The 16,708-nt window shown below is 40.1% G+C and carries 15 protein-coding genes; 3 read left to right on the plus strand and 12 right to left on the minus strand.

Features of this window, described 5'->3' with window-relative positions; translation table 11 throughout:
- Nucleotides 1–116: 116 nt before the first annotated feature.
- Nucleotides 117–1,637, minus strand: coding sequence for a hypothetical protein (locus EJ994_RS17295; protein ID WP_126593604.1), 1,521 nt, complete (start codon nt 1,635–1,637; stop codon nt 117–119).
- A 211-nt stretch (nt 1,638–1,848) separates the two neighbouring features.
- On the opposite strand from EJ994_RS17295, the gene EJ994_RS17300 reads away from it, so the two are divergent.
- Nucleotides 1,849–2,214, plus strand: a complete 366-nt coding sequence (locus tag EJ994_RS17300; RefSeq protein ID WP_126593605.1) for a helix-turn-helix domain-containing protein — start codon at nt 1,849–1,851, stop codon at nt 2,212–2,214.
- Between the two features lie 50 nt (nt 2,215–2,264).
- Here the strand turns inward: EJ994_RS17300 and EJ994_RS17305 are convergent, their stop codons facing one another.
- The 6 genes from EJ994_RS17305 to EJ994_RS17330 all read right to left on the minus strand — a co-directional run bounded on the left by EJ994_RS17305 (nt 2,265) and on the right by EJ994_RS17330 (nt 8,899).
- Nucleotides 2,265–2,792, minus strand: a complete 528-nt coding sequence (locus EJ994_RS17305; protein WP_126593606.1) for a hypothetical protein — start codon at nt 2,790–2,792, stop codon at nt 2,265–2,267.
- Nucleotides 2,793–2,803: 11 nt separating this feature from the next.
- Entirely contained in the window at nt 2,804–4,462 is a 1,659-nt protein-coding gene (locus EJ994_RS17310; RefSeq protein ID WP_126593607.1) for an RHS repeat domain-containing protein, read from the minus strand.
- A gap of 946 nt (nt 4,463–5,408) precedes the next feature.
- Nucleotides 5,409–6,299 carry a tyrosine-type recombinase/integrase gene (locus EJ994_RS17315; RefSeq protein ID WP_126590653.1) on the minus strand — a complete coding sequence of 297 codons (891 nt, stop codon included), beginning with the start codon at nt 6,297–6,299 and terminating at the stop codon, nt 5,409–5,411.
- Nucleotides 6,296–7,216 carry a tyrosine-type recombinase/integrase gene (locus EJ994_RS17320; RefSeq protein ID WP_126590660.1) on the minus strand — a complete coding sequence of 307 codons (921 nt, stop codon included), beginning with the start codon at nt 7,214–7,216 and terminating at the stop codon, nt 6,296–6,298. Before EJ994_RS17320 ends, EJ994_RS17315 begins: the two co-directional genes overlap by 4 nt.
- 163 nt (nt 7,217–7,379) lie before the next feature.
- Nucleotides 7,380–7,706 (minus strand): hypothetical protein, encoded by a 327-nt coding sequence (locus EJ994_RS17325; protein ID WP_126593611.1) that lies wholly within the window; start codon nt 7,704–7,706, stop codon nt 7,380–7,382.
- Nucleotides 7,703–8,899, minus strand: coding sequence for a hypothetical protein (locus EJ994_RS17330; protein ID WP_126593612.1), 1,197 nt, complete (start codon nt 8,897–8,899; stop codon nt 7,703–7,705). The genes EJ994_RS17325 and EJ994_RS17330 overlap by 4 nt, the downstream gene beginning before the upstream one ends.
- A 157-nt stretch (nt 8,900–9,056) precedes the next feature.
- Here EJ994_RS17330 and EJ994_RS17335 point away from each other — a divergent pair, with 157 nt between their 5' ends.
- Nucleotides 9,057–9,422, plus strand: a complete 366-nt coding sequence (locus EJ994_RS17335; RefSeq protein ID WP_126590657.1) for a helix-turn-helix domain-containing protein — start codon at nt 9,057–9,059, stop codon at nt 9,420–9,422.
- Between the two features lie 47 nt (nt 9,423–9,469).
- On the opposite strand, the gene EJ994_RS17340 is transcribed toward EJ994_RS17335, so the two are convergent.
- The 5 genes from EJ994_RS17340 to EJ994_RS17360 all read right to left on the minus strand — a co-directional run bounded on the left by EJ994_RS17340 (nt 9,470) and on the right by EJ994_RS17360 (nt 16,053).
- On the minus strand, nt 9,470–9,970 hold the full coding sequence (locus tag EJ994_RS17340) for a hypothetical protein (RefSeq protein ID WP_126590658.1): 501 nt from the start codon (nt 9,968–9,970) through the stop codon (nt 9,470–9,472).
- A complete protein-coding gene (locus EJ994_RS17345; RefSeq protein ID WP_126590659.1) occupies nt 9,970–11,616 on the minus strand; it encodes a toxin C-terminal domain-containing protein in 1,647 nt (548 codons plus the stop codon). Before EJ994_RS17345 ends, EJ994_RS17340 begins: the two co-directional genes overlap by 1 nt.
- Nucleotides 11,617–12,561: 945 nt before the next feature.
- Complete coding sequence (locus EJ994_RS17350; RefSeq protein WP_126590653.1) at nt 12,562–13,452, minus strand: tyrosine-type recombinase/integrase; 891 nt, start codon at nt 13,450–13,452, stop codon at nt 12,562–12,564.
- Complete coding sequence (locus EJ994_RS17355) at nt 13,449–14,369, minus strand: tyrosine-type recombinase/integrase (RefSeq protein ID WP_126590660.1); 921 nt, start codon at nt 14,367–14,369, stop codon at nt 13,449–13,451. Before EJ994_RS17355 ends, EJ994_RS17350 begins: the two co-directional genes overlap by 4 nt.
- A gap of 163 nt (nt 14,370–14,532) precedes the next feature.
- Nucleotides 14,533–16,053 (minus strand): hypothetical protein, encoded by a 1,521-nt coding sequence (locus EJ994_RS17360; protein WP_126590661.1) that lies wholly within the window; start codon nt 16,051–16,053, stop codon nt 14,533–14,535.
- A 201-nt stretch (nt 16,054–16,254) separates the two neighbouring features.
- Here EJ994_RS17360 and EJ994_RS17800 point away from each other — a divergent pair, with 201 nt between their 5' ends.
- Nucleotides 16,255–16,386, plus strand: a complete 132-nt coding sequence (locus EJ994_RS17800; protein WP_410504187.1) for a helix-turn-helix domain-containing protein — start codon at nt 16,255–16,257, stop codon at nt 16,384–16,386.
- Nucleotides 16,387–16,708: the final 322 nt, after the last annotated feature.

Consider the following 16,708-nt stretch of genomic DNA (forward strand, 5'->3'; position numbering starts at 1 on the left):
TTGGATTGTATTGCGAGTTACGGTTAACTGGTTGACAGCTATTTGATTGACCTCGCAAAAACGATACTTGCGAGTTGTTTGCGACCTTGCGAGTGGCGAGCCGCCACAGGCAATTATTATTTGTTGCCTTTTATTCGGTCGATACAGTCTTGCAGGGCTTTGTCTATTTGCTTTCGTAGGTTGTCATATTCGCCCAGGTCAACGATTTCAAAACAATAGCTTTTGGTCTTTGCCTTTTTGATTCTGTGGATGTAGTTCTCCGCTAATAGTTGTTTGTGATACCAACGCAACGTACTTTCCTTGATGCGTAGATTTCTGCGGATTTCAGAATTTGTAAATGTGGTTTGATTTTGATTAATTAAATACGTCTTGAGACGTTCTAAATGATTTCGGCATGCTCCCGTAAGTGTGTCGCTCTTGCGCAGTAGAATATCAATAATCAGTTCGTTGGCTTCCTGTATATCCTCGATTTCTGTCTCGATGTATTCCTCTCCGGTATCCTTGTCATATTGCCTGTGGCGCTGCCATTGTTTGTAAAAGGTAATGGCTTCTATAAACTGTAAATAATGGCTGTTCGTTCTTCTAGGTTTAAAGACCGATTTTGGCAACTCCAAAAATTCAGCGTAAGGATTTATGACTTTGATGGGCTTTAGAACCCGTTGCACGTTTTTCAATAATTCTTTGGCATTGTGTTCCTGTTCGCCGTTAACTTTTCCAGCACTAATCAAACGCTGGTAATCCATTATTTTTTTATCCTGTATTTCGCTCTCGTCGATGTAGAGTAAAAAACTGCGGTTGCTGTTATCCTCGTAAATACTTTCCTGTGTGGTACAGCCCGCAACACTTACAGGGCCCTCGACGGTCAAGTGTATTGTTTTCGTAGTTCCCTTACTGTCCTTATGGACTACCGTTTTTGTGATTCGCTTTTTCGATTGCAGTTCCCGTAATGGGTATAGCACAGATTCCGCACCGTCCAAGTCTTCTATCAAAATCAATTTGTGTTGCAGTTCGGTTCTATTGAAGTAATAAAAAGCGTTTGCGGACAATACAGTTATCTCAACTTTATCCTCTTCCGGTATCAACTCCGATACTTTAGATTGTAAATGTGTTTTTCCCGTTCCGGAACTTCCCAAGCTGATGCAATGCAATGGATTATTTGTCTTTCTGCTCGTGAAGATTAAAAACATGGTCTGCCTGTTGTTCTCTTCCCCGATTACGCCACTTTGCCCAATCAATTTGTTGGTCTTTTTCAATAGGTCTTTAGACTTTAAAAAGGTTTCGGCTTCTTTTATCTCTCTCGCAGTAAGTTCTTTATAATTGGGGGCAGCAGCCTGCTGTTCTTTTTCCAATAATAAGAATCGATGATTCTCTAGTTCCTTTGTTAAATCTTGCAGGGTTCTTCTTGTTACGCTCGTACCTATCTCCAACCGCTCCGCTATCTTTCGGGTAAATTTTTCCACTTGGTTGTCGTTGTACAAATCCAAGCTGTGGCGCAACACGTTATAGCTTTTGGGTTTCTGTATGCTCATCGTAATTCGCATACTTTCGAGTTTGGTGGTCTTCAGTCCGCCGAGGATATTTACATGTAGGTGCTTTGTATGGTACTTGTAGCTATTGGGATTGGTAGTGTTTAGCATAGCCAGATTATTTTGTTCGATTTTCGATACTCCAAAAATACAATTATATTTCGTTTATCGAACATATATAATTTACTATTTCGACTTTATTGTAGATTAATATCCTTTTTCGCTACTTTTGTAGTGTTATAACACTATACACAATACCCTTATAACATTGTAGAGCAAAGGATTGGGGGTTTCGCATATAGTGTTTAAATACTACATTACTATGGGTTTAGCGGATAACATCAAAAAATTGAGGGAGGATAAGGGGCTTCGCCAAAAGGAAGTCGCCAATGCCCTTGATATCGGTTATTCCAACTACAACAAAATCGAGAACGGCAACCGTGAGATTTCCGTCAAGGAGTTACAGCGGTTGGCAGCGTTTTATAATATTAGCGTTGACCAAGTAATTAACCTTGATGGCGAACTGCCCAAAGAAGTGGTCATCGAGGATAAACAGGCACAGGAACAATTAAAGCTGATGCAGGAACTTGACGAGGAAGAACGCTCCATGATCTTCAAGATGATCGATTCCTTCCTGACCAAAAAGAAGTTCAAGGACTTTTTTAATAAAAATGTCGCTTCGCTTTAGAGCATAAAAAAACCGCCTCGGTGGGCGGTTGTTTCAGATTGATATCTTAACTACTTATCATTGATTTTCTTATTTTTTTCATGAATCCAAGGATTATCTATTGGTGGATTATGTTGAATATAAAAAGTATCTGTCTGTAATTTTTTGTTTTCTAAATAAGTTAAATATTTTCTACCCTCGTAAAACCATCTAGGATACTCTTCTGAACTTTGTTTAATATTAGCTTTGTAGGGGTAGACGATTGCTGCATATAAACTATCCCCTGAACTTCCTGACAGAACTACCAAATCACAATCACTTCCGCTTTCAAAACTATTTTGGAGTGAACTTTTGTAATCATTATTCGCTTTCTTTATGGTAAGAAAATCTTCATAGCTCTTCCCAAGCTTTTTAGTATAGTAACTATACATAACAGAATTCAGTATTTTTCCTGATTCATCCACTCTAAAGCAAATACTTTTTTCAGGATAATCTTTAATTATTCTCTTTTTAAAATTTTCTTGGGTAATTTTAAATGGAGCGCATCCAAAAAACATCAAAAACAATAATAAAGCTCCTATTCTATATTTAATTTGCATATCCTCATTTTTTAATATTCTATTCTCGGCCCTAAAAATCTTCCGTTGGTTAAAGGCATTGGATGGACAGTCTTAATATTACCTCCAAATAGAACTGTATTTATTGTCTGCCCTTGAACGTTAAAGCTTCTTGCTCCATATGTTTGTCTCTGTCCAAAGTTAAAACCTTGAGAATTTAGTTGACCTCTTATTATGTTCATCCTGTCTACTACTGGCCCCGTTCTGACATCTACATTTGTGTCTCCCACAAAATCTCTATTAGCACCACCATCAGCAACATTTGAATGTAGTGATTCATGTATAAAAGTCATACCAAAGCCCATTGTACGATTATCTACTTCTCTTGCACCCCCTATAAACTGATTTGTTATTTGACCTATATCTAAATTTATATTATTTCCTCCAACTTCTGTTTCTCCTAAATCATTTGTAACTCTAGAGCCTCCACTATCTACAATTTGTGCTTTTGCAATATCTGTGGAACTTAAAGCGCCTATAACTGCACCTCTTGCCTCTGAACTACCTAATTGATTTCCGTCACTATCGGTAGCAATTATAGCATTTCCATCATCATCTGTAGTATGAATAAGTTTACCGTTTTTAAGCTCGAATGAAAGTCCAGTAATAGTACTTAAATCTTTTTTTATGTTATCAAGTATACTAGTTCCGTTATCATTGTCATATTCTACTATTTGGGATACATCTATGCTATCTCCTTGTATTTCTCTATAAACCATAGGATTGTTAGCTGTAAAAGAATATGGCGAAATAGGATGATAATTCTCGGCTAACCTATCTATTTTATTAAACCTACCAATTGTAGGATCGTAGTCTCTCCATTGATAAGCTATGGTATTTTTACCTAAATCCTCTTCAAACTCTTCATTCGCATACTTCCATTTTTTAGCCGTGGAATTACCAAGAGAAGATACGTTATTATTGTAGCCTTTTTGCTGTAAGCCGAATGGGTAATGATTGTTTTCTTCCACTATTTCGTTGTCAGAGTCTATGCTGCCGTTGTTATCGGCATCTGTATAGCTAAGTCTTACTGAACCAAGATGGTCAGTATAGTTGTAAATGTACTTATAGCTGCCATTTTCGACCGATACATAACCTTCAGGATGTGGAAAAAATTGAAGAATATCATTTTGATAAACAAATCCTCCATCATACTTAGTTGTATTCAAAGAACCATTATTATTTGTTTTCTTCTCTAGTTTGATACCTAAAGCATCATAAACATAAGTAATAGTCTTTTGACTGCTATTATCAAACTCAACTTGAGTAGGTAGGTTCAGGTGGTTGTATTCAATTGAAGTAATTCCTTTGTTACGGTCAATTTTTAGGTTTCCGTTAATATCGTATTCAAAGTCGTCGTTGGTGTTCGTCCCGTCCTTAAAACCGTGGGCACCGTTTCCACCGTCCGTAACTTTTGTCAGTTTATTACCGTTGTCGTAATCGTAGTCCAGAACGTCCATGTTCGTAAAGTTGGAACTGTTCTGATACCCATTTCTTGTCAGGCTTTGAATATTTCCGTTTTTATCGTACCCGATGTTACTGACGTTATAGTTGTTCGTGTTGTCCGTAGCTGCTATGATTCGGTTGAGTGCATCGTACCTATAACTATAGCAAAATTTTGTAAAGCGGTCGCATATTTTCGGCGGACGCACCTAAAAAAGAAGTTTTTCAGTATGTTCAAGAACGTTGTCTTTAGCTAAGATAAATATAACGTTTTTCAGGTCTTTTTATTGTGGTTTTTCCTACGGATTGGAAGTATCTAACCATTAAGTCCGCGCAGGGCAAGTCCAGTATTTTCGTGCCTCAAAAACCTCTGTACCTGCCCTGCTTCCTTGCAGCCGCATAATGCCCTAGCCCCTGATGTTGCCTACAACACTTTTTCGGTATTTTAATATTGTCGGTCAGCGGTAAAAAAGAGTTGCGAACGGCAACGGGGCAAGGTCATTTTCCAAAGCTATGTTACATAATAGCTTTTATACTTCTCTGGTCAGGCACTATAAAAGTTTATTATGTAAAATATCCGCTCTTGCCGACGCGCACCTTTTCGCAAGCCGCGCACTTCATAGTATTAGTTTTGGTAAGATTTGGGGGATGATGGCTTTTCCTATTGGATAAAGTTCGGGGCGTTTTCCCGAAGCTCGGGGATTTGACAAACAAGGGAGCGTTTTAAAAAAGAACGATTTAGGGGCTGGCGATGCTGCGGAGAATCGGTCTTTTTTAAAATGATAGGCTAGCGACGATTGAGCGTCCCGACCGAGTAAGCTTTTTTTGGTTCGGATTTGAGCTGTGGAAGTGCGGCTATTTTACATAGTTTACATTATAACTTACCGCTTTGGCGCAGCGGTGGATCTGGCGGCGGTATTATAATGCAAATTATGTAACTTAGCTTGGGATGGTTTTTATGGCGGATTTTTTGTTTCGAGCGTTGGCGCAACTGTTTGCAATTGTGAGGCACGAACAACTTGTAAAGTGTTGCTTTGGTTTGGCTACAAAAAATATGACCTAAAAACCATAGAAGTGGTGGCGAGCGGAACAAAACAGAACACAGGAGCTTTTTGCTTTTTCGCAAAAAACTGGGTTCTGTTTTGTGGGGCCTTTTTAGCTTAAAGGGTGGTACTGGTTTATGACCTGTTGTAGTTGCTGTAGATTTTCCTGTACATATTTTTCGGTGGTGCTTATCCTTCTATGCCCTGCCATTATCTGTACTTTTCTAAGGTTGTATTTTGAGAGCCAATTTACGATTACGCTTGCACGTATCTGATGGATATTTTTGACTTTGTGGTTGACCTTTCGCAGTTTTTTTATGATGTTGGCAACGGTATCGGTAAGCCGACCGTTTGTAACGGGGAACAGCTCTTCCCCGTTCGTTCCTTTTCTTCGTGCCAACTCTGGTTGTATTTCATTTATATATTCCAATAGTTCCATGACCTGCCAAGGCATCAAAGGCAGTTCTCTACGACCACCTATTTTACCCGATGGTATATAGACTTTCCCTTTTTTCGGTTGTACATGTTCATTTTGCAATCGTTTCATATCCGTTGTCGATAAACCCTGATAGACCATCAACCCGATCATAACTTTATTGCGTTTGTCGGCAAGTTGTCCGCTTCTTCTCATATCCATATCCGTAGGGTAACTGTAATACAGATCTTCGAGTTCATCGGACGATAGAATATTCTGCAACATCTTTTTGGTCTTGTCGCCCTTGACCAATAATTCGGCAAAAGGGTTTTCGGCGCATTCGCATTTTTCTACAAGAAAATTGAAGTACTGTCTTGTGGCAGCTATCTTGCCGTTGATCGTTCTAATGTTGGTATGCCGTTTTTGCAGATATGCTACATAGCTGACCGCTTTTTTATAATTAAAATGTATCAGGTCTTGTCCTTCCTTTTCCATCCATTCCATAAACTTTTCGGCTTGGAAGGTATATGTCTTGATACTGCTTTTAGTGAACCGTTCTTTTTCAAGATATTTTCTAAAGTCCATCATACTTTTTCTGTTAAATGGGTGTAGAGCTGTGTGGTCTCCAATGAGGAATGACCTAAAAATTGTTGTATGCTTTCCATCGGTGCACCCTGCTCTAAAAGATGTGTGGCAATGCTATGGCGCAACGTATGTGGTGTAATCTTTTTTTCTTTTAGTTCACTATTTCCCGTCAGCTTCACAAGGATACCTAAACGGTTACCAAAACTTTGCCGCCCCAATCGTTTGCCCTGCTGTCCGATAAAAAAAGCTTCGCTTTCGTTGGCTTTGTAAAATTCCAACCGTGCATCGTACAGGTAATCTTCCAGTATTTTCAGGTTTCTATAATTGATGGGTACGAACCTTTCTTTATAGTTTTTCCCTTTTCGAACAAAGACCAGTTCCCTATCAAAAAGGATATCCCTTCGGTCAAGGTGTACAGCTTCGTTGACCCGTAGCCCGCAACTGTACAATGCCACCAACATCGCTTTATCCCGTAGGCATACATGACGCATTACATAACTATGTTCGGCAGCTTCAAAGAGTTCCTTTATTTCCTCTTGGGTCAGTACCGTTTGCCAACCTTCCTCTTTTTTGGCTTCCGCTCGTAGATGCACGGGCATAGGTTTTCCATTATGTTTTTTCAGGTATTCATTAAATTTTCGAAGTGCTTGTTGGTGTTGGTTGAGCGCTGCCTTACTAAGTGCGCCGTCCGTCCTTTGGTTGGGTCGTTCTTTCAGATAATCGTAATAGTCTTTTATGGTAGTTGCTGTAATGGCATCTAATTTGTAATGTCCTTTTTCCTCCATGTTGTGGAGGAACTCTTTTAAGCAATTCGGATAACTTTCTTTGGCACTTCTGCTATACCCCAAAATCCCTAACCAGTCTTTAAAGGCAATCAATAATTCTTTGTAGCTTCGATTCTCTAGTTTCAGTTTCTTCATTTTTTTGCCTGTTGGTGCTACCAACTTTTATAGGTCGGTTGCATTTTTCGAGTTGTATTGCGAGTTGTAGTTAACTGACTGATAGTTATTCGATTGACCTCGCAAAAAGTATATTTGCGAGTTGGTTGCGACTTTGCGGGTCGAGAGCCTCGACGGGCAATTGTTATTTTTTGCCTTTTATGCGGTCGATACAGTCTTGCAGGGCTTTGTCTATTTGCTTTCGTAGGTTATCGTATTCGCCCAGGTCAACGATTTCAAAACAATAGCTTTTGGTCTTTGCCTTTTTGATTCTATGGATGTAGTTCTCCGCCAATAATTGTTTGTGATACCAACGCAACGTACTTTCCTTGATGCGTAGATTCCTGCGGATTTCCGAGTTGGTAAAAGTCGTTTGATTGTTATTGATTAGGTAGGTTTTCAAGTTCTCTAAATGGTTTCGGCATGCTCCCGTAAGGGTGTCGCTTTTGCGCAGTAGAATATCGATAATCAATTCGTTGGCTTCCTGTATATCCTCGATTTCTGTTTCGATGTATTCCTCTCCAGTATCTTTGTCATATTGCTTTCCCGTTGGTACTGTTTGTAAAATGTAATCGCTTCTATGAACTGTAGATAATGTGAGTTTGTCCGTCGGGGTTTAAAGACCGATTTTGGCAGCTCCAAAAATTCAGCATAAGGGTTTATGACTTTGATGGGCTTTAGAACCCGTTGCACGTTTTTCAATAATTCTTTGGCATTGTGTTCCTTTTCGCCATTGACTTTCCCTGCGCTAATCAACCGCTGGTAATCCATTATTTTTTTATCCTGTATTTCGCTCTCGTCGATGTAGAGTAAAAAACTACGGTTGCTATTATCTTCGTAAATACTTTCCTGTGTGGTACAGCCCGCAACACTTACAGGGCCCTCGACGGTCAAGTGGATTGTTTTTGTAGTTCCCTTGCTGTCTTTATGGACTACCGTTTTTGTGATACGCTTTTTCGATTGCAGTTCCCGTAAAGGATATAGCACACTTTCCGCTCCGTCCAAGTCTTCTATCAATATCAATTTATGTTGTAGTTCGGTTCTGTTGAAGTAGTAAAATGCGTTTGCGGATAAAACCGTTATCTCAACTTTATCTTCTTCCGGTATCAGTTCTGCTACTTTTGATTGCAGATGTGTTTTTCCCGTTCCGGAACTTCCCAAGCTGATGCAATGCAAAGGATTGTTTGTCTTTCTGCTCGTAAAGATTAAAAACATGGTTTGCCTGTTGTTCTCTTCTCCGATTACGCCACTTTGCCCGATTAATTTGTTGGTCTTTTTCAATAGGTCTTTAGACCTTAAGAAGGTTTCGGCTTCTTTGATTTCACGTGCGCTAAGTTCTTTTCGGTAAGGTGCGTTGGCGGATGCCTCTTTTTCTAACAGAAGGAATCTATAGTTTTCGAGTTCCTTCGTTAAGTCTTGCAGGGTTCTTCTCGTTACGCTCGTACCTATCTCCAACCGCTCCGCTATTTTTCGGGTAAACTTTTCCACTTGGTTGTCGTTGTACAGGTCGAGGCTGTGGCGCAGTACATTGTAGCTTTCGGGCTTTTGTATGCTCATCGTGATGCGCAGACTTTCAAGCTTATTGGTCTTCATTCCCCCGAGGATATTGACCTGCAAGTGTTTCGTGTGGTATTCGTAGCTATTGGGGTTGGTGGTGTTCAGCATAGTTCAAACTATTTTTAGACAATATGACTATTGCAAAACTACTTATTAGATTCCGTATTGACAACTATAAATGTTCGTATTGATTATTATATTGATAAAACTATACGATTTGACTACTTTTGTACTGCACATATATAACATGTGCAATATATGCAGTATGAACATAGCTGAGAACTTAAAGGCGTACAGGGAACAAAAGGGATTGTTGCAGAAGGAAGTGGCCAATGCCGTAGGCGTCCATCCGTCCAACTATTCAAAAATGGAAAAGGGCGAGCGTGATGTCTCCATCGAGGTGGCCGATAAACTGGCAAAATATTTCGGGGTCAGTATTGACGAGCTCGTGCATATGTCGGGCAATGTTCCCGAAGAAGTCAGTATCGTGGATAAATCTGTTTCCGAGCGTATCAACCTGATACAGCAGTTGGAAGAAGAGGATAAAAAAGCCCTGTTCCGTATTATCGATAGCATGCTGACCAAATCAAAGTTCAAGGACTTTTTCAACAAGAACGTGGCGGCACTATAATGCATAAAAAAACCGCCTCGATGGGCGGTTAAGTTTAATCTTTACATTTAGATACTTCTTACAAACAGACCTAAATCATCATCTAGACTATTGAAAAAACTAGGCTTAATCTCTAATGCAACATTTAAGTAATAGTCATTTCCAATTTGGATTGTAACGTATTTGTTAGTTAGGTAGCACCATACATTTTCTCTTAGTATTAATTTCGTTAAAATAATCGCATCATTTAAATTCAGTACTTTTCCTTCCTCTAACGATTTATAGATTTCATCACTTTTATTATCGTAAGGGACGTTATCTATTTTATTTAGAGAATCGTCAAACTTTTCTAAACCAACTACCCTCAAATAGGAGCTTTCTGTTTCATCTAAAATCTTTTTAATTACATTGATATACTTGGCTTCCACATCCAAATAATCATCGACAGTTAATAATTTACCATCATAAATCTTACCGATATCGCTTATCGAAGTCCAATCATCCTTTAGATATTTACCTTCTTCCGTTTTAAATGCTGGGTCGTATTTAGATATTTGGAATTTTGTCATTAATCGCCTATTTTTTGAAAAAGTCCGTCAAATGTACCTAATCTAGTCTTTTTACTGCCCAAATCTCTTAAACTATTAGCCGCTTTCCAAATACCTCCATTATGTCCGTCTACATCAGGTGAAATAAAAAGTTTGCCATTAGAATAGACTTTCTGCCCCCTTGAATATTGACCTTTCACGACTTTAAAACCGCTTGGCACCAAAGCTTCAACTTTCTTTCCAGCCTGTATGAATTTAATGACTTTAGCTCCTTTCGCTAGTTTGGTAAATGGTATTATTGCTAAAACAGCTAAAGCTTTGTCCGAATTACTGTCCCCTAGTGTATATTCGTAATAAACACCTGTTAAACCTGTTGGCTCAATGGTTGCCAGGATTTCAGCAACATCCTTCAGATTTTCATTGGTTGTATCAAGATTTTCTTGCGATTCTTTTAAATATGCTATTGCAGATGCTACATCTTCCTCACTTTGTGCTTCATCAAGCTCATCGCTCGCTGATTTTATATCTAACCCAAATGCGTGAAGTAATGCATTTTTTGCTCGTTTCATCATTTTAGCTACTGGGTTATCATTACAACAATCCCCTTCTCCAGATGAATTTAAACCGTACTCTTTTTGTACCGTATCCCAACTTACCTCATTACCGTCTTCGTCTTCATATCTACCAGCACCCCAATTATAAGTTGGTGCCATCCCATCAGGATCGATAAAGAAAATAGGATTGTCAAAAGCATAATTGTAAGGCGAGTGCCTCCGCATCTGTTCCGCCAGCGGGTCAAGGTTCATCCAACGCCCGATCGCGGGGTCGTAGTTCCTCGCCCCAAAATCATAGGTATCGATGTTAAGACCATTATCGAGTTCCTTGCCGTTGAACTTCCAACGCTTGGCGGCACTGTTGCCATATGGGCTTACGGTCGCCGTGGCACTGCGCATAAGAAGACCGAAGGGGTAATAGTTGTTTTCCTCGATTATCTCGTTCGCAGGGTCGATATTTCCATCATTGTCGGCATCGGTATAACTAAGCCTTACCGAACCTAGGTGGTCAGTATAGTTATAGACATAGTCATATCCGCCTTGTCCATCGGGCGTTACATACCCTTCGGGATGATTGAAAAATTGCAATTGCGCATTCCCGACACCTCCTTCGTAAACATACCCGTTGGCGTAGAGTGTTTCCGTTCCCGTACTGGAAGTCCTTTTCAGTTTCACACCGTAAGCATCGTAAACATATTTGATGTTATCGCTCCCGAAGTTGACTTGTTCGGGCAGGTTCAGATGGTTGTAGGTTATGGAGGTGATTCCCTTGTTACGGTCAATTTTTAAATTTCCGTTAATGTCGTATTCAAAGTCGTCGTTGGTATTTGTACCATCTTTAAAGCCATGTACCTTGTTTCCCGTATCGGCTACTTTCAACAGCTTGTTCCCGCTATCGTAATCATAGTCCAGAATATCCATATCGGTAAACGTCGAACCACCCTGATAGCCGTTTCGATTTAAAGTCTGGATATTACCGTTCTTGTCGTAGGATATGTTACTGACATTATAATCGTTCGTATTGTCAGTAGCGCCTGTAATTCGGTTCAGGGGGTCGTACCTATAACTATAGCAAAATTTTGTAAAGCGGTCGCATATTTTCGGCGGACGCACCTAAAAAAGAAGTTTTTCAGTATGTTCAAGAACGTTGTCTTTAGCTAAGATAAATATAACGTTTTTCAGGTCTTTTTATTGTGGTTTTTCCTACGGATTGGAAGTATCTAACCATTAAGTCCGCGCAGGGCAAGTCCAGTATTTTCGTGCCTCAAAAACCTCTGTACCTGCCCTGCTTCCTTGCAGCCGCATAATGCCCTAGCCCCTGATGTTGCCTACAACACTTTTTCGGTATTTTAATATTGTCGGTCAGCGGTAAAAAAGAGTTGCGAACGGCAACGGGGCAAGGTCATTTTCCAAAGCTATGTTACATAATAGCTTTTATACTTCTCTGGTCAGGCACTATAAAAGTTTATTATGTAAAATATCCGCTCTTGCCGACGCGCACCTTTTCGCAAGCCGCGCACTTCATAGTATTAGTTTTGGTAAGATTTGGGGGATGATGGCTTTTCCTATTGGATAAAGTTCGGGGCGTTTTCCCGAAGCTCGGGGATTTGACAAACAAGGGAGCGTTTTAAAAAAGAACGATTTAGGGGCTGGCGATGCTGCGGAGAATCGGTCTTTTTTAAAATGATAGGCTAGCGACGATTGAGCGTCCCGACCGAGTAAGCTTTTTTTGGTTCGGATTTGAGCTGTGGAAGTGCGGCTATTTTACATAGTTTACATTATAACTTACCGCTTTGGCGCAGCGGTGGATCTGGCGGCGGTATTATAATGCAAATTATGTAACTTAGCTTGGGATGGTTTTTATGGCGGATTTTTTGTTTCGAGCGTTGGCGCAACTGTTTGCAATTGTGAGGCACGAACAACTTGTAAAGTGTTGCTTTGGTTTGGCTACAAAAAATATGACCTAAAACCATAGAAGTGGTGGCGAGCGGAACAAAACAGAACACAGGAGCTTTTTGCTTTTTCGCAAAAAACTGGGTTCTGTTTTGTGGGGCCTTTTTAGCTTAAAGGGTGGTACTGGTTTATGACCTGTTGTAGTTGCTGTAGATTTTCCTGTACATATTTTTCGGTGGTGCTTATCCTTCTATGCCCTGCCATTATCTGTACTTTTCTAAGGTTGTATTTTGAGAGCCAATTTACGATTACGCTTGCACGTATCTGATGGATATTTTTGACTTTGTGGTTGACCTTTCGCAGTTTTTTTATGATGTTGGCAACGGTATCGGTAAGCCGACCGTTTGTAACGGGGAACAGCTCTTCCCCGTTCGTTCCTTTTCTTCGTGCCAACTCTGGTTGTATTTCATTTATATATTCCAATAGTTCCATGACCTGCCAAGGCATCAAAGGCAGTTCTCTACGACCACCTATTTTACCCGATGGTATATAGACTTTCCCTTTTTTCGGTTGTACATGTTCATTTTGCAATCGTTTCATATCCGTTGTCGATAAACCCTGATAGACCATCAACCCGATCATAACTTTATTGCGTTTGTCGGCAAGTTGTCCGCTTCTTCTCATATCCATATCCGTAGGGTAACTGTAATACAGATCTTCGAGTTCATCGGACGATAGAATATTCTGCAACATCTTTTTGGTCTTGTCGCCCTTGACCAATAATTCGGCAAAAGGGTTTTCGGCGCATTCGCATTTTTCTACAAGAAAATTGAAGTACTGTCTTGTGGCAGCTATCTTGCCGTTGATCGTTCTAATGTTGGTATGCCGTTTTTGCAGATATGCTACATAGCTGACCGCTTTTTTATAATTAAAATGTATCAGGTCTTGTCCTTCCTTTTCCATCCATTCCATAAACTTTTCGGCTTGGAAGGTATATGTCTTGATACTGCTTTTAGTGAACCGTTCTTTTTCAAGATATTTTCTAAAGTCCATCATACTTTTTCTGTTAAATGGGTGTAGAGCTGTGTGGTCTCCAATGAGGAATGACCTAAAAATTGTTGTATGCTTTCCATCGGTGCACCCTGCTCTAAAAGATGTGTGGCAATGCTATGGCGCAACGTATGTGGTGTAATCTTTTTTTCTTTTAGTTCACTATTTCCCGTCAGCTTCACAAGGATACCTAAACGGTTACCAAAACTTTGCCGCCCCAATCGTTTGCCCTGCTGTCCGATAAAAAAAGCTTCGCTTTCGTTGGCTTTGTAAAATTCCAACCGTGCATCGTACAGGTAATCTTCCAGTATTTTCAGGTTTCTATAATTGATGGGTACGAACCTTTCTTTATAGTTTTTCCCTTTTCGAACAAAGACCAGTTCCCTATCAAAAAGGATATCCCTTCGGTCAAGGTGTACAGCTTCGTTGACCCGTAGCCCGCAACTGTACAATGCCACCAACATCGCTTTATCCCGTAGGCATACATGACGCATTACATAACTATGTTCGGCAGCTTCAAAGAGTTCCTTTATTTCCTCTTGGGTCAGTACCGTTTGCCAACCTTCCTCTTTTTTGGCTTCCGCTCGTAGATGCACGGGCATAGGTTTTCCATTATGTTTTTTCAGGTATTCATTAAATTTTCGAAGTGCTTGTTGGTGTTGGTTGAGCGCTGCCTTACTAAGTGCGCCGTCCGTCCTTTGGTTGGGTCGTTCTTTCAGATAATCGTAATAGTCTTTTATGGTAGTTGCTGTAATGGCATCTAATTTGTAATGTCCTTTTTCCTCCATGTTGTGGAGGAACTCTTTTAAGCAATTCGGATAACTTTCTTTGGCACTTCTGCTATACCCCAAAATCCCTAACCAGTCTTTAAAGGCAATCAATAATTCTTTGTAGCTTCGATTCTCTAGTTTCAGTTTCTTCATTTTTTTGCCTGTTGGTGCTACCAACTTTTATAGGTCGGTTGCATTTTTCGAGTTGTATTGCGAGTTGTAGTTAACTGACTGATAGTTATTCGATTGACCTCGCAAAAAGTATATTTGCGAGTTGGTTGCGACTTTGCGGGTCGAGAGCCTCGACGGGCAATTGTTATTTTTTGCCTTTTATGCGGTCGATACAGTCTTGCAGGGCTTTGTCTATTTGCTTTCGTAGGTTATCGTATTCGCCCAGGTCAACGATTTCAAAACAATAGCTTTTGGTCTTTGCCTTTTTGATTCTATGGATGTAGTTCTCCGCCAATAATTGTTTGTGATACCAACGCAACGTACTTTCCTTGATGCGTAGATTCCTGCGGATTTCCGAGTTGGTAAAAGTCGTTTGATTGTTATTGATTAGGTAGGTTTTCAAGTTCTCTAAATGGTTTCGGCATGCTCCCGTAAGGGTGTCGCTTTTGCGCAGTAGAATATCGATAATCAATTCGTTGGCTTCCTGTATATCCTCGATTTCTGTTTCGATGTATTCCTCTCCAGTATCTTTGTCATATTGCTTTTCCCGTTGGTACTGTTTGTAAAATGTAATCGCTTCTATGAACTGTAGATAATGTGAGTTTGTCCGTCGGGGTTTAAAGACCGATTTTGGCAGCTCCAAAAATTCAGCATAAGGGTTTATGACTTTGATGGGCTTTAGAACCCGTTGCACGTTTTTCAATAATTCTTTGGCATTGTGTTCCTTTTCGCCATTGACTTTCCCTGCGCTAATCAACCGCTGGTAATCCATTATTTTTTTATCCTGTATTTCGCTCTCGTCGATGTAGAGTAAAAAACTACGGTTGCTATTATCTTCGTAAATACTTTCCTGTGTGGTACAGCCCGCAACACTTACAGGGCCCTCGACGGTCAAGTGGATTGTTTTTGTAGTTCCCTTGCTGTCTTTATGGACTACCGTTTTTGTGATACGCTTTTTCGATTGCAGTTCCCGTAAAGGATATAGCACACTTTCCGCTCCGTCCAAGTCTTCTATCAATATCAATTTATGTTGTAGTTCGGTTCTGTTGAAGTAGTAAAATGCGTTTGCGGATAAAACCGTTATCTCAACTTTATCTTCTTCCGGTATCAGTTCTGCTACTTTTGATTGCAGATGTGTTTTTCCCGTTCCGGAACTTCCCAAGCTGATGCAATGCAAAGGATTGTTTGTCTTTCTGCTCGTAAAGATTAAAAACATGGTTTGCCTGTTGTTCTCTTCTCCGATTACGCCACTTTGCCCGATTAATTTGTTGGTCTTTTTCAATAGGTCTTTAGACCTTAAGAAGGTTTCGGCTTCTTTGATTTCACGTGCGCTAAGTTCTTTTCGGTAAGGTGCGTTGGCGGATGCCTCTTTTTCTAACAGAAGGAATCTATAGTTTTCGAGTTCCTTCGTTAAGTCTTGCAGGGTTCTTCTCGTTACGCTCGTACCTATCTCCAACCGCTCCGCTATTTTTCGGGTAAACTTTTCCACTTGGTTGTCGTTGTACAGGTCGAGGCTGTGGCGCAGTACATTGTAGCTTTCGGGCTTTTGTATGCTCATCGTGATGCGCAGACTTTCAAGCTTATTGGTCTTCATTCCCCCGAGGATATTGACCTGCAAGTGTTTCGTGTGGTATTCGTAGCTATTGGGGTTGGTGGTGTTCAGCATAGTTCAAACTATTTTTTAGACAATATGACTATTGCAAAACTACTTATTAGATTCCGTATTGACAACTATAAATGTTCGTATTGATTATTATATTGATAAAACTATACGATTTGACTACTTTTGTACTGCACATATATAACATGTGCAATATATGCAGTATGAACATAGCTGAGACTTAAAGGCGTACAGGGAACAAAAGGGATTGTTGCAGAAGGAAGTGGCCAATGCGTAGGCGTCCATCCGTCCAACTATTCAAAAATGGAAAAGGGCGAGCGTGATGTCTCCATCGAGGTGGCCGATAAACTGGCAAAATATTTCGGGGGTCAGTATTGACGAGCTCGTGCATATGTCGGGCAATGTTCCCGAAGAAGTCAGTATCGTGGATAAATCTGTTTCCGAGCGTATCACCTGATACAGCAGTTGGAAGAAGAGGATAAAAAGCCCTGTTCCGTATTATCGATAGCATGCTGACCAAATCAAAGTTCAAGGACTTTTCAACAAGAAACGTGGCGGCACTATAATGCATAAAAAAACCGCCTCGATGGGCGGTTAAGTTTAATCTTTACATTTAGATACTTCTTACAAACAGACCTAAATCATCATCTAGACTATTGAAAAAACTAGGCTTAATCTCTAATGCAACATTTAAGTAATA

Origin of the sequence: Maribacter sp. MJ134 (assembly GCF_003970695.1) — a bacterium.
Lineage (GTDB): Bacteria > Bacteroidota > Bacteroidia > Flavobacteriales > Flavobacteriaceae > Maribacter.

Excerpts from the sequence above, each read along its gene's own strand:
- EJ994_RS17350 (WP_126590653.1), bottom strand. The coding sequence starts at position 13,452 with ATGATGGACTTTAGAAAATATCTTGAAAAAGAACGGTTCACTAAAAGC.
- EJ994_RS17360 (WP_126590661.1), bottom strand. The coding sequence starts at position 16,053 with ATGCTGAACACCACCAACCCCAATAGCTACGAATACCACACGAAACAC.
- EJ994_RS17330 (WP_126593612.1), bottom strand. The coding sequence starts at position 8,899 with ATGCTGAACACCACCAACCCCAATAGCTACGAATACCACACGAAACAC.
- EJ994_RS17315 (WP_126590653.1), bottom strand. The coding sequence starts at position 6,299 with ATGATGGACTTTAGAAAATATCTTGAAAAAGAACGGTTCACTAAAAGC.
- EJ994_RS17340 (WP_126590658.1), bottom strand. The coding sequence starts at position 9,970 with ATGACAAAATTCCAAATATCTAAATACGACCCAGCATTTAAAACGGAA.
- EJ994_RS17300 (WP_126593605.1), top strand. The coding sequence starts at position 1,849 with ATGGGTTTAGCGGATAACATCAAAAAATTGAGGGAGGATAAGGGGCTT.
- EJ994_RS17305 (WP_126593606.1), bottom strand. The coding sequence starts at position 2,792 with ATGCAAATTAAATATAGAATAGGAGCTTTATTATTGTTTTTGATGTTT.
- EJ994_RS17335 (WP_126590657.1), top strand. The coding sequence starts at position 9,057 with ATGAACATAGCTGAGAACTTAAAGGCGTACAGGGAACAAAAGGGATTG.
- EJ994_RS17320 (WP_126590660.1), bottom strand. The coding sequence starts at position 7,216 with ATGAAGAAACTGAAACTAGAGAATCGAAGCTACAAAGAATTATTGATT.
- EJ994_RS17355 (WP_126590660.1), bottom strand. The coding sequence starts at position 14,369 with ATGAAGAAACTGAAACTAGAGAATCGAAGCTACAAAGAATTATTGATT.
- EJ994_RS17295 (WP_126593604.1), bottom strand. The coding sequence starts at position 1,637 with ATGCTAAACACTACCAATCCCAATAGCTACAAGTACCATACAAAGCAC.